Here is a 16,615-nt window from a genome sequence, read left to right as displayed (position 1 = left end):
CCTATATGCAAAATCGCATTCAAAATAATCGTCTATTGAGTTACTTGCTGGCTATTGCACTGATGTTCTGCCCGATGCTGCTCTCTGCCAAAACCATTATGATTTTGGGCGATAGCTTAAGTGCAGGTTACGGTGTTTCAGTGCAGCAAGGTTGGGTCCATTTATTACAAAAACGTCTAGACCAACAGTATCCGAAACAACATAAAGTGGTCAATGCAAGTGTCAGCGGTGAAACCACCAGTGGTGCTTTGGCACGACTCCCCAAACTATTGCAGACCCATCGTCCAGACCTTGTGGTGATTGAGTTAGGTGGTAATGATGGTTTACGCGGACAGCCCCCTGCACAAATTCAAAAAAACTTAGCGCAGCTGATTCAAAAAAGCCAACAGGCTAAATCGAAAGTGATTTTATTTGGAATGAAAATTCCACCGAATTATGGCAAGGCATATAGCCAAGCTTTTGAAAATAACTATCAAGTGTTGAGCCAACAGTACAAAGTCAAATTATTGCCTTTCTTTATGCAAGGGGTTGCGGGACATAAAAACTTAATGCAACAAGATCAGATTCACCCGAATGCCAAAGCGCAACCGATTTTGCTGAACAATGCATATCCATTGATCAAAGCAAGCTTATAAATTTAGTGGGTGAAAATGGATTCGTTAAAAAAGGCGCTTCATTTGAGCGCCTTTTTTTAAATCTTGTATTTACTGTAGTTTGCTTAGAAATCGTAGAAGCTTACTTCACCCGTTTCGAGTGAATACTCAGCGCCCACCACTTTTAATTTGCCTTGCGCAATTAAGTTTTCAAGGACTGCTGAACCATGACGCAGTTGATTTACTGAGGCAAAAACGTTTGAACGTACTGCATGCATTGAAAGTTTTTCAAGGTCATCTTTCAATTCAGTTTGCATAAGTATTTCTACAGATGGACGAACGCGGTTCACAATCGACATCAAATTTGCTGATGGCGGTGTCTCAGGGTTAGTTAAAGCTTCAATAGTAGAATGAATCGCGCCACAGTGTGTATGACCCAATACAATGACCACAGGACATCCAAAACTTTCTGCTGCAAATTCCACGCTACCGACTTGAGACGGTGCCACAATATTACCTGCAACACGAATCACGAATAAATCGCCTAAGCCTTGGTCAAATACCATTTCAGCAGGAACACGTGAGTCTGAACACCCTAAAATAATCGCAAAAGGTTCTTGGCTTTCGGCCATTTCAGCACGTTGTTGATGCGTCAAAAGCTTCGGGTGATTCGTTTCACCGTTTACAAAACGTTGATTCCCTTTCTTTAAACGATCTAAAGCTTCTGCTGCTGCTAGCATGTTCTAATTACCCTTATCCGAAGTTGCAATATTTTAATCCCAGTCGAATCGATTGTCACTTGCAAAAACAATTGCTGTGAATTTTTTCTACGACGATGTAACTTGATAGAAAATGCTACTCCACATTCATCAAAAAAAATTATTTTTTCTGTAATGGTTCACATTATTAAAACGCAAGTTTAACCACGTCAAAAAAGCAATGGATGACAAAGGTCATTTTTAATTTACAATATATTTCATAAATATACGCTTTTACTATTTCAGCCCATTCTGATAATAGTCATATAAATGATCTAAAAAATATATCGATTCGATTTAACTGGGGTAAACGTCAATGAAAGGACATCATTCACGCGTTTTTGGCTTTTTCAAGCTAGCAACAATTTGCTGTATGACGTTTACTGCCAACAACACTTTGGCTGCAAATCCGTCTCCCATCAGCAAAAACTTTGCCGTACCCTCTATCGTGCAAAATTATTTGAGCCAAGAGCGTAAAGCGGCAGGTTTAGTCACACATAGTGTTCAAGTCGGCAATGTGAATTGGAGTTATAGCGAAGGCGGTCAACGCTCTAAACCGACCATCTTGCTGATTCATGGTTTAGGCGGCACACGTGATAATTGGAATCGTGTTGCGCATTATTTAACACCGAACTATCACGTGATCATCCCCGACCTTCCGGCCAATGGCGATACACATGTGCCGGTCGATTTTGATGTCTCAGTGCCGAATGTCACGGAACAACTACGCCAGTTTGTCCTTAAAATACATATTGAAGATAAACTGAATGTTGCAGGTCACTCATTGGGTGGTTCCATTGCCACGGTATATGCCTCTCAATATCCTTTTGATACCCAAAGTTTATTTTTACTCAACAGCGCGGGCATTTATAAACAGGCCAATACCAGTTACACCCGCGACCCGTATAAACTTAAAAATTTAATCGTTTCAAAACCGGGTGATTTAGATGATGTCATGCATAAACTCATGCAAAATCCGCCCAATGTTCCGACACAGCTTAAAGAAGCGCAGGAGAATATCTTAATTGCGCGTGCGCCCTTCACCAGTAAAATGATCGATCAAGTCGTCACGCTCAATCGAATCTACACCCCTGAAACTTTTGCCCGATTAACACGAACGGTGGAAGCACCAACCCTGATCCTTTGGGGCAAACAAGATAAAATCTTTAATGTGGAAGTGGCTGGCGAACTCAAGTCTTTACTGAAACGTGCAGAAACCCCTGTGATTTTAAATAACGTCGGTCATATGCCAATCTTAGAAGCCCAACAACAAGTTGCAGACCATTACTTACCTTTCCTTGCGAAAAGTCAAAAGTTTAAAAACCCTTTGGTAGATAAACTGATTCAGTTAAACTGAGCATTCGCCATTTTTAGATACCCATGACTGGGACTTCAGGGAAAGTATGCAGAAAAACCCGATGATTGAGCAGTTGATTGACGCTCAACTGAACTTTTTAGATCAGAGCTTTTCACACAATGATACCGTAGCCACTGAATTCACCCATTTTTATCAATGGTTTCGTAAACAATCTTTGCAGCAGATTTGGAGCTTTGATCAAATCAATGCCTTGTTGCAGAAACAAATTTTAAATACCCCTGCAAGTCAATTCCTAATTGAGCAAATTGCTGAACATATCAAATTTGCACTGATTCACCCTGCAAATGACAGCACCACGATTGCCGAAATCATCCCAGTATTGACCATCGATAAAATTGCGCAGTATGTGGCAAGTAAACAAGGACATCGTCAGCGTTTAATTCATACCATGGTCAACAATCCTGCATTTTCAGCCATGATCAGTCAATTGATTCAACATGCGATACAAGATTATTTAGACAACTCAGTGATTGCAAAATCGGTACCCGGTGTTTCACGATTTATGAAAATGGGGAAATCGGTACTGGAAAATGTCACAGATACCAATTTAGATAATGCTGTCAGCAAATACTTGCAAAAGAATATTTTAAAGCTCAGTCAAATGAGTGAAACCGTGTTAAATCAGCACTTTGATGATCATAAGCTGTACCACTTTCAAGCCAATTTATGGCATAAAATTAAAGCGCTGCCAGTTTCGGTATTAAAGAACTATGTTGAAGTTCAGGACTTGCCGCAAACGGTTGCGATGGGTCATGAAATTTGGGACTTTATGCGACAGTCTGAGTATATGAAACAGCAAGTGCATGATGGCGTATACGCTTGGTACGTGCGTAATGCAGAACGCCCTTTTGATTTATTGCTGCGTGATTTAAATATTGATGAAGCACTGATTCAGCATGAACTTCGAAACTTACTCAATCCTATCGTTCAACAAATGATTGAGTCGGGTTATTTGCGTGAGCGTTCACGTCTCTATTTAGAACAATTCTACTACTCAAGTGAAGCACTGAAAATTTTAAATATCCCAACATAAAAAAAGCCGCGTTAAGCGGCTTTTCTTTTGGAACTACTTAGAATTGGTATTTCAAACTAGCATAGTAAGCACGACCCGGCTCGTTATATGTTTGGTTGACCGTTTTATCACGCAGTTTTTGCTCATCAAATAGGTTATTCACACCGATACGAGCACTTAAAGCCGCATTAAATTTATAACCAAAGTTAATGCCTGCAATGCCATAACTTTTCACGCTATCCATCGCCAAGCCATTTTTGCTTTCAAGACTGGTTTCTGCATATTGACGTGGTTTTTGACGACCATATTGGGTATAGACAAAGTTACTGTCTAATCGATCCGTGATGTTGTAGTTCAAAATAGAGTTTATTGTGTAATTTGGAATCACTGACAGTGGATTGCCAGTACGTTTATCTTCAGAGTTGATCATATAGGTGACGTTATTAGTCCACGTGATATCACCCCAGTCCAAAGAAATACTTCCTTCAACACCTTCAACCAAGGCTTCTGGCGTATTCATCCAACGCAGTACATTATATGTTGTTCCATTTACTTCTAGTTCTTCTAGACGTGTATCCCCAGCAACGATCTTATTTTTATAATCATTACGAAACCATGCAAAGCTTGCATTTACGATGTCTTTTTCAAACTGTACACCTAATTCTTTATTCACTGAAGTTTCAGGTTTGAGATCGCCATTACCTTGTAATAGACATTGGCTCAGCCCAATCGGACAGCCATTACCGCGAGTACTTAACAGATAACCTTCCGCATTTTGGTACATATTAGGTGCTTTATACGCCTTAGCCACACCACCTTTTAATGTCCAATAGTCGCCAAGCTTTTGCGTAATATTGAGACTTGGACTCCAGCTATCACCCGATTTACTATGATTATCATAGCGTAGTGCCAAAACGACATCGGTGCTTTCGCCCAAGTTCATATTATTTTCAATATAAGCCGATGCAATCCGTGAATCCATGTGTGAACGGTCACCTGAAGTCAGCGCATCACCAAAACCGCCTGCGCCAGCTTGTGTATTAACCGTATCGGTAAAGTCATCTTCGACCCACTCAGTGCCTAAAGTTAATACCTGTGGAACATACCATTGGAACGGCAGATTGGCTTCTGCATTAAGACGAACGGTTTCTAGATGTGACGTTTGTTTATTTTCAAGATTATTAATCTGACCCTCTGTACTACCGCCTGTACCTTCAGGTAAGCGCTTATTTTTGGTTTTGTCATATTGCGCTATGAGTTTACTGTCACCCCAACCCCACGTACCTTCATGAGTTAATGCAAAACTATCACGATAAATGGTATTGGTTTCTTCACCGATTAAAGCCGATAAAATTGGTGCTTTGTTGGGATCGGCTGGATCAAATACACTGTTTTGACTGTCGCCTGCAAAACGGTTGCCTTGGCGGCCAACACTTGCATCAAACATTAAGATTTGTTGATCATTCAACTGCCAAGCCAAGCGCCCTGCGATATCTTTATTTTCAACGCCTTCTCGACCCGCCATACGCGCGCCATTGTCCATTAATGCATTAATATCCGCAGCATCTGAATCGGTTTTGTTATAACTACCGTATAAACGATATGAAAGAACATCTTTAAGAATTGGCCCGCTTAAGTTAAAGCTCTCACGGTGACTTGCGCCCTCTTTAGCATCTTCGGGCTGATTGGTAAAAACTTCCACAGAGCCATGCACTTCATTGGTCACTTTCTTGGTTTTAATATTGACCACACCACCCATCGCACCTGAACCATAACGCGCTGCTGCTGGACCACGCAGCACTTCAATCGATTCAATGGCATCTGCAGGTACCCAGTTCGAATCGCCACGTGTATCACGCTCACCGCGCCAGCCATAACGTACTGAGTTTCTCGAATTTACAGGCTTGCCATCAATTAAGATCAACGTGTTTTCAGGCCCCATTCCACGGATATCAATCTGACGGTTATTCCCTCGCTGGCCTGTGGCACTGTTACCAGTCAAATTTACACCCGGCATACGGCGCACATATTCTGAAATATCATTCACAACCGGCATTTTTTCTAAATCTTCTGCCGTAATTTTTGAAGCACCTAATGATTGTTTAACTTGTTCTGCTGCAGTAACAACAATGGTTTCCATCTTCGTTACGGATTCATCTGGTACTTCAGTGTGCACATCTTCTGCATGCGTCAAACTTACCAAGGCACAGAGTATTGAAAGTGTAAGCGTTGATTTTAATAGTTGTTTGGTCATTGAGTGCTTCCAAATAAACGTATTTATGGAGAAATCTAGAATAATGTGTTGCACATTGTAACCAACACAAACAATATTGCAATTAATTTTAATAATCATTCTCATTTATATTTGTGATATAGCTTATCATTTTGATGTAAAAAACCTAGAAATATCTGAAAATCTTCGTTTTTTTGATTTAGACAATAAAAAAGCCGCAAGGTTGCGGCTTTTTTATAAAAATACTGAACTTATTTGAAATAAGCACCTTCAGTATTACTGTGATCCGTTTGGTCAACAACACGCATTAACTCAGGTACATGCTGCTTCAATGTTGTTTCAACACCTTGTTTCAAGGTTAAATCGATTGAAGAACAACCTTGACAACCACCACCGAATTTAAGCACTGCAGTTAAACCATGTTCTGCATCTTCAACCACTTCTACCAGTGCACAGTTACCACCATGACCTGCAAGGCCAGGGTTAATTTCTGACTGTAGAACATAAGTGATACGCTCTTCTACAGAGGCATCTGGACCCACACGTGGCACTTTTGAGTTTGGTGCACGGAATGTTAACTGACCACCAAAACGGTCTTTGTTATAGTCAATCACCGCATCCAAAAGATATGGAATAGACGGTGTGTCAATAAATGCAGGGAAATCTGGATAGTCTTGTTTATAGTCTGTAGGCACAACTTCTTCTGGTGCACTGTAAGCCATACAACATTCAGCACGTGGCGTACCCGGATTTTCCACAAAAACACGTACACCAATGCCCGGTGTATTTTGTTTATCCAAAAGATCTTTCAAATACTCTTGGGCATTTGGAGTGATCAATAGGTTTGGAATTTCTTCAGCAACTGCTGTGCTGTTGTTCTCAGTCGACATTACAATATTTCCTCAAGCTGAAGTCGCTATTTTAACTTAAGATGCGGGGCATTAGAAAAAAATCAACTAAAATTGTCGGAATTATTCTGAAAGTTCACGCTTTAGGCAGATTTAATGGCATTATTGAGCATAAATTTTAACAAGTAGAATAGTCATATATGTTGGGCCTACCCTTTAACCACACCGTGACCATTATCCTGATTACGGTGGTGATTTCACTGATTGCATTTTCAAATCAGAAAGTGATGAATCGTTTGTTATTTTGGCCGCCAGCCCTCAGTCGTGGCGAATATGACCGATTTATTAGCCATGGTTTTATTCATGCAGATGGCGCGCACCTATTGTTCAACATGATTACCTTATTTTTCTTTGGTAGCGTGATTGAAAGTTTTTATCGCCAATATTTCTTCGACATGGGCTTTGTATTGTTTTATTTAGGCGGTTTGATCGCTGCGATTATTCCGAGTTATTTAAAACATAAGCATGATACCCATTGGGCAAGTTTAGGGGCGTCTGGGGCGGTGTCTGCGGTACTTTTTGCGTATATTTTATTTGAACCGTGGAAACTGATTTTTGTATTCTTTATTCCTGTTCCTGCGATTATTTTTGCCGTGCTATATGTTGCTTACAGTATCTGGTCAGGTAAACGTGGCAACAGCAACATTAACCACAGCGCACACCTTTGGGGCGCAGCGTATGGTGTAATCATGACGATTATTCTTGAACCGAAGCTCATTCCACATTTCTTAAGTCAGTTATTAAACGTTCCTTTCTAACATTAAGTTTAAAAAATCAGCCTGATGTAACCAGTAAAATGACAGCCTAAACCGTTTCAGTTTAGGCTTTTTTATTGTGCTGCGTTAAGCCGCATGTCCTTTGATCTTTTCTTTAGCCAATTTCCCACATCTACAACACCGCACTTTGAATATCGAGCTATACAATTTCACAGCAGATTGAAACGCTATCTATCCTTGCCCTGATTTAAACTGAAATGACACAGAATAAAAAAGGGAAAATTCCAATGAAAATAGTCCTGATGTTCTCAAGTTTGCTGTTGACCTGCGTGTTGAGTGCTTGTGACGTTCACACCCGTGAAGGCAGTATCGTGGTCGACCCAGATCGTAATCACTATCCTTATAAGTACCCAGATCGACATGGCGACTTTTGCCCGCCCGGACAGGCTAAAAAAGGCCGTTGTTGATTTGCCGTTACTGATTTAATGCCCTCTTCTTTCAAGCCTTCAAACCGAAGGCTTTTTCAATTCCGGCAATAAAATTTGAAGCTGTATATTCTACGAAAGTTCACAAAAGCACATGACAAATCATATAAATCTGGCACTTTATGCCACCCTATTTTTTAATTTGGCATAGATAATGTATACATCTGTATATTAATGACAAAATTAGCTGAGATATTTTGCATGTCGAGTTCAACTGAAGGTCTTCAATTTCCCATTTCGGCTTCAAACCAAAAGCCGAGTACATCTAAAACTGGTCGTGAAATTATCGCTGAAGCCATAGCTGCAGTTGACCATCACTCTTCTGTACGTGCAAAACAAGAAAAAAACTGGCGTAAAAAATATCCTGAATATTTTAAAGCCTTGGTTGAACAAGGAATTCAATCATCTGAAGCTGCGATCAACATTGCTGAGCAAGGTTTAAATAAAGCGCATCACGTCTTTGAGTTTTATCGTAATCAAGAAAAGTATACGCTCAAAGATGCAGTAGCTTTGACTGCACATCCGCTGCATACCGTGAAATTAAAAGGTGAAAGTGACGCAGCGCCTGAGTGGTATGTGCCCTATCATGGTCAAAAACTTCAAGGTGAGGCTTTACAGGCTCAGATTCAAAAATGGCAAGATGCTGGCATTATTGAAGCAAGTCATGCCGACGCATTACGTGAAGCCATTGCACACCCAGAATGGTTCGATTTGTCAGATCGGACAATGGTGCTTTTGGGTGCTGCCTCCGAAGCTGGCCCTCTGACGTGGTTAGCAAAATGGAAAGCCAATATTGTGGCAATTGACCTGAATAATGAACGTGTTTGGGATCGAATCTTAAGTACGGTTCAAGCCGGTAATGCCACTTTATATGCACCAAGTCTCGACGCTGTGCATGAAGACACACCCATTCAAGAACTAAAACACAAATTGGGTGCCAATTTACTGACACACATTCCTGAAATTGCACAATGGCTTGCACAAAGTGAACATCAACTAGATCTAGCTGCAATTGCCTATTTAGATGGTGAAAAGCATGTTCGTGTTGCAATGGCCATGGACAGCATCATGGCCTATGTCAGCCAGCAAAAAGCCGACACCAGCTTGATGTTTATGTGTACTCCGACCGATGTCTATGCGGTTCCAGAAGAGATTGTTACGGCAGCGCAAGCCAAATTCCAAAACCGTGCGTCTGCACAAAAGCTATTGACGCAAAGCATTGCCAAAGTCACAGGTCAGCATTTCTTTAAGCAAAATAATGAGCAAACCACCACAGCAGACAATGGAAAATCCTATGGTATTGCTGACTGTTTGGTGGTGGAACAAGGTCCAAACTACGCACTCGCAAAACGTATCCAACAATGGCGCGCAACTGTCGCACGTCAAAATGGTCAGCGGGTTAGTATCAATATTGCGCCATCCACCACGACTCGCTCAGTAACGAAGAATCCATTATTAAAGGCCGCATTTAATGGTGCGAGTTTATTTGATGTGGAATCCTTCCAACCTGAAACCACCAATGCACTCATGGCGGCTTTATGGATTCACGACTTGAGAAACCCTCAATCGGTTGCTAACCCTGAAACGGCGCTAGACCATCCATTAGAACTCATGATGCATGGTGCCAACCATGGTGGCTTATGGCGTGTGGCTTATTTGGCGCGTACTGCCTTACCTTTTGCAGCGCTATATGGTTTTGCTGAAGAGAAATTACCCGTGAAAAAAGTATTGGGACTGTTTAAAAAAGCGTAACGGCATTGGTTCAAATAAGTGTTGAACTTTGCAAAGCTTCAACTCGCTAGTTTGATTGTTCTAATTCAGCTCTCAGTCATCCCATTAAAATCGGTGATGTCTGAGATAAAGCCAAAAAAAAACGCTGCCGAAGCAGCGTTTTTTATATCTGGAATTTGAGTTACTTAGAACACTTTCAAGAATAACCAGTACAAGCAACCTGATAGACAGATCGTTGCAGGTAAAGTGAAGACCCAAGCCGATAGAATGGTCTTCACTGTTGCAAAGTTCAAACCTGACTTATTCGCAACCATGGTACCTGCAACCGCAGAGTTAAGTACGTGTGTAGTCGATACTGGCATACCAAAACCATCCGCAGCAGCAATCGTTGACATAGCAACAAGCTCGGCAGACATACCCTGACCATAGGTCATGTGGTTTTTACCAATACGCTCACCTACAGTCACGACAATACGTTTCCAACCCACCATGGTTCCAAGACCCAGTGCCAATGCAACAGCGACTTTTACCCATGTTGGAATGTACTGTAAGAAGGAGTCTAAGTGACTACGATATTCCTTCACAGTTTTTTGTTCAGCTTCTGCCATTGCTGGTAGTTGTTCAGCTTTATCTAGACGTTTAAAAGCAGTGGTACTGAGGTACATATCATTACGAATCGAAGATACTTCTTGTTCAGGAATATCTTTTAAGTCGCCATACTGTGCAACACGCTCACCTAAATGATCGGTCAAACTTGCCAAAGCTGGCACAACTTCTGGGCTGACTTCTTTGGTTTGAATGTATTTGGTGAGTACATCACGTGCCTTTGCATCAGGAATATCCTTATGCTCTGCGTAGATCGCAGTCGCAGTTTGAGCAGATAACTGATGGAAAGATTGAATATGTTGATTATCTAAGTTCTTATTCAATGAATAAGCCAATGGCACACATCCGATCAAAATCAGCATGATCAACCCCATACCTTTTTGACCATCATTTGAACCGTGCGCAAAACTTACACCTGTACAGGTAAAGATCAAAATTGCACGAATCAGTGGTGGTGGCGGCTTATTGCCTTCTGGTGGCTGAAACAATTCTAGCTGTTTGCGGAAAATACGCTTCACCAACAAGAAAACTAGGGCTGCAAATGCGAAACCAATCAGTGGAGAGAACAATAACGCCTTACCGACTTTAAGCACCTGCTCCATATCTACACCGCTCGCACCACCGCCTGCATTTAACAGGTAGTTCATGATGCCAACGCCAAGAATAGAACCAATCAAAGTATGCGAACTAGACGCTGGGATGCCTAAGAACCAAGTCCCTAAATTCCACAAAATCGCTGCGATCAGCATTGCGAAAACCATGGCAAAACCTGCACCTGAACCAACGTTCATAATCAATTCAACAGGTAATAAAGCAATAATGCCGTAAGCGACTGCACCACTGGCAACCATTACGCCTAGGAAGTTACAGAAACCCGCCCACATTACCGCAACCGGTGCTGACAAGGCGTTGGTATAAATCACTGTTGCTACTGCATTTGCAGTGTCATGGAAACCATTTACAAATTCAAAGCCAAGTGCGATGAATAAGGCTGTGCCCAATAAAATCATTGAATAAAGACTTAAAGGCGGAACATGCGCTAAATCGGCAGTCACCTGAAAACCAATATAAATCAACGTTGAAATAATCACCGTTAAAAATACCGGCATAAAGAATTTCGGTGTAGGCACATGAACATTCGTGGACTTTTGAGGAGTCGACGTGTGCGCTGAATCTACGGGAGTTTGTTTAGAATTCATGCAGGCAGGAATAGAGGATTTTAAAATCCCCATATTGTTCAATTTAATTATGACAATTATATGACAAAGCGGTGTCATATAAAGCAATTTTTCATGCTTTATTTGTTTTTTTTAAGTGTTAAAAACCGACTTCCCTACTCTACTTTCATAAAGTAAATCAGTTATTTAATCTGCGTATTTAAACTTTATTTTCTTTGAAACCCAATATTTCAACTTATATTTCATCTGTCATGTTTTTTTGTCATTTTGCATAGCCCTAATGGATGTTTTTTTAATCTTGCCTGAGCAATATGACAAATTCATGAAGCTTTCCATACATTTATATGAAATTGGAATATGAAATTATCAAGTTGCAATATTGCTCATTAATTCAACAAGCTAATAATTGCGCGCTGTGAAGATCATTGAATATCAATAAAACTGCAATGAATTCTGTTAATATATTTGCCGATTTTATATTCCATCGGATTGGGGTTATTTATGTCCACGCTTGCCACCCTAAAAGAGCTGCTCGCTCAACGGATTCTGATTATCGACGGTGCAATGGGCACCATGATTCAGCGTCATAAACTCGAAGAAGCTGACTACCGTGGTGAGCGTTTTGCAGATTGGGCATCTGACCTCAAAGGCAATAATGACCTATTGGTGTTGACTCAGCCGCAAATCATTCAAGGCATTCATGAAGCCTACCTCGATGCTGGCGCAGACATCATTGAAACCAACAGCTTTAACGGCACAAAAGTTTCAATGTCTGACTACCACATGGAAGATTTGGTATCAGAGATCAACCGTGAAGCAGCGCGTATTGCCAAAGCAGCTTGTGAAAAATACTCAACGCCTGAAAAACCGCGTTTTGTAGCAGGTGTGCTTGGCCCGACTTCACGTACTTGCTCGATCTCGCCAAATGTAAATGACCCAGCATTTCGTAATATTACTTTTGATGAGCTTAAAGAAAACTATATTCAAGCTGCGCATGCCCTGATTGAAGGCGGTGCCGACATTCTGCTCATCGAAACTGTATTCGATACTTTAAACTGTAAAGCTGCCATTTTTGCAGTGAAAGAAGTCTTCAACCAAATTGGCTACGAATTGCCATTGATGATTTCAGGCACCATTACCGATGCCTCTGGCCGAACTTTAACTGGCCAAACTGCTGAAGCGTTCTGGAACTCTGTGCGTCATGGTGACTTATTGTCGATTGGCTTTAACTGTGCCCTAGGTGCAGATGCCATGCGTCCGCATGTAAAAACCATTGCTGACGTTGCCGATACTTTTGTTTCAGCCCATCCGAACGCTGGCTTACCAAATGCCTTCGGCGGTTATGATGAAACCCCCGAACAAACAGCTGCATTTATTAAAGAATTTGCAGAAAGCGGCCTGATTAACATCACGGGCGGTTGCTGCGGTACAACGCCGGATCATATCCGCGCTATTGCCAATGCCGTAAAAGACATTGCGCCGCGCCAAGTGCCAGAAACCAAACCCGCTTGCCGTCTCAGCGGTTTAGAGCCGTTCAACATTACAGAAGATTCGCTGTTTGTAAACGTCGGTGAACGTACCAACGTGACAGGTTCTAAAAAATTCCTACGTTTAATCCGTGAAGAAAACTTTGCCGAAGCTTTAGAAGTTGCACAGCAGCAAGTTGAAGCCGGTGCTCAGATTATCGATATCAACATGGATGAAGGCATGCTGGATTCAGAAGGCGCAATGGTGCATTTCCTGAATCTTGTAGCCTCTGAACCTGAAATTTCACGTGTGCCGATCATGATTGACTCATCTAAATGGGAAATCATTGAAGCAGGCTTAAAATGTGTACAAGGTAAAGCGGTTGTTAACTCGATTTCTTTGAAAGAAGGTTATGACGAGTTTGTACACAAAGCACGTTTGTGCCGTCAGTACGGTGCAGCTGTGATTGTGATGGCATTTGATGAACAAGGTCAGGCAGATACTGCTGCACGTAAAAAAGAAATCTGTAAACGCTCTTATGATGTATTGGTGAATGAAGTGGGCTTCCCTGCTGAAGACATCATTTTTGACCCGAACGTGTTTGCAGTGGCAACAGGTATCGAAGAACACAACAACTATGCTGTGGACTTTATTGAAGCAACAGGCTGGATCAAGCAAAACTTACCACATGCGATGATTTCAGGCGGTGTGTCTAACGTATCGTTCTCCTTCCGTGGTAATGAACCTGTACGTGAAGCGATTCACTCAGTGTTCTTATACCATGCCATTCAGCAAGGCATGACTATGGGTATCGTCAACGCAGGTCAAATGGCGATTTATGATGATATTGATGCTGAACTGAAAGCTGCGGTTGAAGATGTGATCTTGAACCAAAACCAAGGTGAAAGCCATCAAGAAGCTACAGAAAAGCTGCTTGAAGTTGCTGAAAAATACCGCGGTCAAGGCGCTGCGCAAAAACAAGTGGAAAACTTGGAATGGCGTGAGCTTCCCGTAGAAAAGCGCCTTGAGCATGCTTTAGTGAAAGGTATCACCACCTTTATTGATGAAGATACTGAAGAAGCACGTCTGAAAGCTAAACGTCCACTCGATGTGATTGAAGGTCCGCTTATGGACGGCATGAACGTGGTAGGTGATTTGTTCGGTTCAGGCAAAATGTTCCTGCCGCAAGTCGTGAAATCTGCACGTGTCATGAAGCAAGCCGTAGCTTGGCTCAACCCATTCATTGAAGCGGAAAAAACAGCTGGCCAATCTAAGGGTAAAGTCCTGATGGCAACCGTGAAAGGTGACGTACATGACATCGGTAAAAATATCGTGGGCGTAGTACTTGGCTGTAATGGTTATGACATCATCGACCTTGGCGTGATGGTGCCTTGCGAGAAGATTCTGCAAACTGCCATTGATGAGAAAGTCGACATTATTGGTCTATCTGGCCTGATTACGCCGTCACTGGATGAAATGGTTTTTGTTGCGAAAGAAATGCAGCGCAAAGGCTTTAATGTTCCATTGATGATTGGCGGTGCAACCACTTCAAAAGCGCATACGGCAGTGAAAATTGATCCGCAATATTCAAATGATGCGGTGATTTATGTTGCCGATGCATCTCGTGCGGTGGGTGTAGCAACAACTTTACTTTCTAAAGAAATGAAACCGAAGTTTGTTGCAGAAACCCGTGCTGAATATGAAAAAGTCCGTGAGCGTATTGCCAATAAACAGCCAAAAGCGGCCAAACTGACGTATGCTGAATCTGTAGAAAATGGCTTAAAAATTGACTTTGCTGCCAATGCGCCTGTGAAGCCAAACTTTATTGGTACGCAAACGCTGACCAATTATCCATTGGAAACTTTGGTTGAATACTTTGACTGGACACCGTTCTTCATTTCTTGGAGTTTGGCAGGTAAATTCCCTGCTATCTTAACTGATGAAGTTGTAGGTGAAGCAGCAACTGACTTATATGAACAAGCACAGACCATGCTAAAAGACATCATCGACAACAAACGTTTTGATGCTCGTGCTGTGTTTGGTATTTACCCTGCAAACCGTTCAGCAGCGGATTCGGTTGAAGTGTATAGCGAAGATGGTCAATCGGTTACGCATACCTTCCATCACATTCGTCAACAGTCTGATAAAGTGACAGGTAAACCAAACTTGTCATTAGCGGACTTTATTGCGCCTAAAGGTGTCGCAGAAGACTACTTGGGCGGTTTCACGGTATCCATCTTTGGTGCAGAAGAAATGGCCAATGAGTACAAAGCCAAAGGCGATGACTACTCAGCGATTTTGGCGCAATCTTTGGGTGACCGTTTTGCGGAAGCTTTTGCAGAACATTTGCATGAGCGCATCCGTAAAGAGTTCTGGGGCAACCAAGCGTCTGAGACCTTAAGCAATGAAGAATTGATTAAAGAGAAGTATGTAGGCATCCGTCCTGCGCCGGGCTACCCTGCTTGCCCTGAGCATTCTGAAAAAGCGCCACTCTTTGATTGGTTAGGTTCTACCGATAAGATTGGTACGCAATTGACTTCTAGTTTTGCAATGTGGCCACCTTCATCAGTCAGCGGTTTCTACTATGCAAACCCTGAAAGCCAATACTTTAACGTGGGTAAAATCGCAGGCGATCAGCTTGAGGATTATGCAAAGCGTAAAGGCTGGACTTTGGATGAAGCGAAACGCTGGTTAGCGCCGAATTTGGATGATTCAGTTCAATAGTTAGTTTGAAAAAAATCCCCTCGTGTGAGGGGATTTTTTTATATAATATTAAAGACTTACAATTTGAACGTAAAAAATATGGAAAATATAAATCTTCATAAAATACTCGAGGACTATCTACATAAGATTGTAGCTTTAAATGAAATTATCCCTTTTCAGATGAAATCAGCATTTGAAAGTCTTATTAATGCAAATGACAGTCTAAATAAGATTATTGAAGAATATGGCACACCCACCACACATGAAGACGGAAATACTGGTTTCGAAATTAGCTTTAAACATGCTCGTTCAATAGGACGTATGAGTAAAAAGAGAAAACAAGCTCAATTAGCGTTAGAAATATTACCACAATCATTTTTGGTAACTTTTGTTTCTGAATATGATTCATTTTTAGGCCAATTAAATACTTTTATTCTTAAAAATAAACCTGAACTACTTAAGGCTGAACAAAAAACAATTTCTTTTGAAGAGTTAAGTACTTTAAATAGTATTGAAGAAGCCCGTGAAAAAATTATAAATCAAGAAGTTGAAAATTTATTAAGAGAAAGTCACTCAAAGCAATTTGATTGGATGGAAAGTAAATATAACTTAACTCTCACAACAGGGTTGGAATCATGGCCAGTTTTTATAGAGCTCACGGAACGACGAAATCTTTTCGTACATTGCAATGGAGTAGTTTCTGAACAATATTTGAAAAAATAAGCCTCTTTCATAAATCAAAAAACGAACAGTCTCTTGCTGATTATTTGTACCGAAGAATTTTAAATATTCATGCATAATCTGCGGATGAAATATATCGATTCAAAGAAGCTTTCTGAAACACAGT

Annotated in this window: 12 protein-coding genes; 8 read left to right on the top strand and 4 right to left on the bottom strand. The window is 41.3% G+C overall.

Annotation, left to right across the window (positions count from 1 at the left end; translation table 11 throughout):
- Nucleotides 1-5 precede the first annotated feature (5 nt).
- Nucleotides 6-635, top strand: coding sequence for an arylesterase (locus tag FTU62_RS10110; protein WP_078189940.1), 630 nt, complete (start codon nt 6-8; stop codon nt 633-635).
- 83 nt (nt 636-718) lie between these two features.
- Here FTU62_RS10110 and FTU62_RS10105 read toward each other — a convergent pair whose 3' ends face one another.
- Nucleotides 719-1,333 carry a carbonic anhydrase gene (locus FTU62_RS10105; RefSeq protein ID WP_180102587.1) on the bottom strand — a complete coding sequence of 205 codons (615 nt, stop codon included), beginning with the start codon at nt 1,331-1,333 and terminating at the stop codon, nt 719-721.
- A gap of 334 nt (nt 1,334-1,667) precedes the next feature.
- On the opposite strand from FTU62_RS10105, the gene FTU62_RS10100 reads away from it, so the two are divergent.
- Together FTU62_RS10100 and FTU62_RS10095 are read left to right on the top strand one after the other, a co-directional pair.
- A complete protein-coding gene (locus tag FTU62_RS10100) occupies nt 1,668-2,708 on the top strand; it encodes an alpha/beta fold hydrolase (protein WP_373886359.1) in 1,041 nt (346 codons plus the stop codon).
- Between the two features lie 46 nt (nt 2,709-2,754).
- Nucleotides 2,755-3,762 (top strand): hypothetical protein, encoded by a 1,008-nt coding sequence (locus FTU62_RS10095; protein WP_111884439.1) that lies wholly within the window; start codon nt 2,755-2,757, stop codon nt 3,760-3,762.
- Nucleotides 3,763-3,799: 37 nt separating this feature from the next.
- On the opposite strand, the gene FTU62_RS10090 is transcribed toward FTU62_RS10095, so the two are convergent.
- Together FTU62_RS10090 and nfuA are read right to left on the bottom strand one after the other, a co-directional pair.
- Complete coding sequence (locus FTU62_RS10090; RefSeq protein WP_180102585.1) at nt 3,800-5,995, bottom strand: TonB-dependent siderophore receptor; 2,196 nt, start codon at nt 5,993-5,995, stop codon at nt 3,800-3,802.
- A gap of 230 nt (nt 5,996-6,225) precedes the next feature.
- Complete coding sequence (gene nfuA, locus FTU62_RS10085) at nt 6,226-6,864, bottom strand: Fe-S biogenesis protein NfuA (protein WP_078189947.1); 639 nt, start codon at nt 6,862-6,864, stop codon at nt 6,226-6,228.
- Between the two features lie 158 nt (nt 6,865-7,022).
- Between nfuA and FTU62_RS10080 the strand changes: the two genes are divergently transcribed.
- The 3 genes from FTU62_RS10080 to FTU62_RS10070 all read left to right on the top strand — a co-directional run bounded on the left by FTU62_RS10080 (nt 7,023) and on the right by FTU62_RS10070 (nt 9,835).
- A complete protein-coding gene (locus FTU62_RS10080) occupies nt 7,023-7,640 on the top strand; it encodes a rhomboid family intramembrane serine protease (RefSeq protein ID WP_111884441.1) in 618 nt (205 codons plus the stop codon).
- 245 nt (nt 7,641-7,885) lie between these two features.
- Nucleotides 7,886-8,065: a hypothetical protein gene (locus tag FTU62_RS10075; protein ID WP_180102584.1), complete on the top strand. Its 180-nt coding sequence runs from the start codon at nt 7,886-7,888 to the stop codon at nt 8,063-8,065.
- 219 nt (nt 8,066-8,284) lie between these two features.
- Nucleotides 8,285-9,835, top strand: coding sequence for a hypothetical protein (locus FTU62_RS10070; RefSeq protein ID WP_180102583.1), 1,551 nt, complete (start codon nt 8,285-8,287; stop codon nt 9,833-9,835).
- A 164-nt stretch (nt 9,836-9,999) separates the two neighbouring features.
- Here FTU62_RS10070 and FTU62_RS10065 read toward each other — a convergent pair whose 3' ends face one another.
- Nucleotides 10,000-11,619, bottom strand: coding sequence for an inorganic phosphate transporter (locus tag FTU62_RS10065; RefSeq protein WP_180102582.1), 1,620 nt, complete (start codon nt 11,617-11,619; stop codon nt 10,000-10,002).
- 480 nt (nt 11,620-12,099) lie between these two features.
- Between FTU62_RS10065 and metH the strand changes: the two genes are divergently transcribed.
- Both metH and FTU62_RS10055 read left to right on the top strand, forming a co-directional pair.
- Entirely contained in the window at nt 12,100-15,789 is a 3,690-nt protein-coding gene (gene metH / locus FTU62_RS10060; RefSeq protein WP_180102581.1) for a methionine synthase, read from the top strand.
- Between the two features lie 78 nt (nt 15,790-15,867).
- Nucleotides 15,868-16,491, top strand: a complete 624-nt coding sequence (locus FTU62_RS10055; protein WP_180102580.1) for a hypothetical protein — start codon at nt 15,868-15,870, stop codon at nt 16,489-16,491.
- Nucleotides 16,492-16,615: the final 124 nt, after the last annotated feature.

Origin of the sequence: Acinetobacter sp. YH12126, from assembly GCF_013418745.1 — a bacterium.
GTDB classification, from domain to species: Bacteria; Pseudomonadota; Gammaproteobacteria; order Pseudomonadales; family Moraxellaceae; genus Acinetobacter; species Acinetobacter amyesii.
The sequence above is the reverse complement of the archived record's forward strand: the minus strand, read 5'-3'. Positions and strand labels throughout refer to the sequence as shown.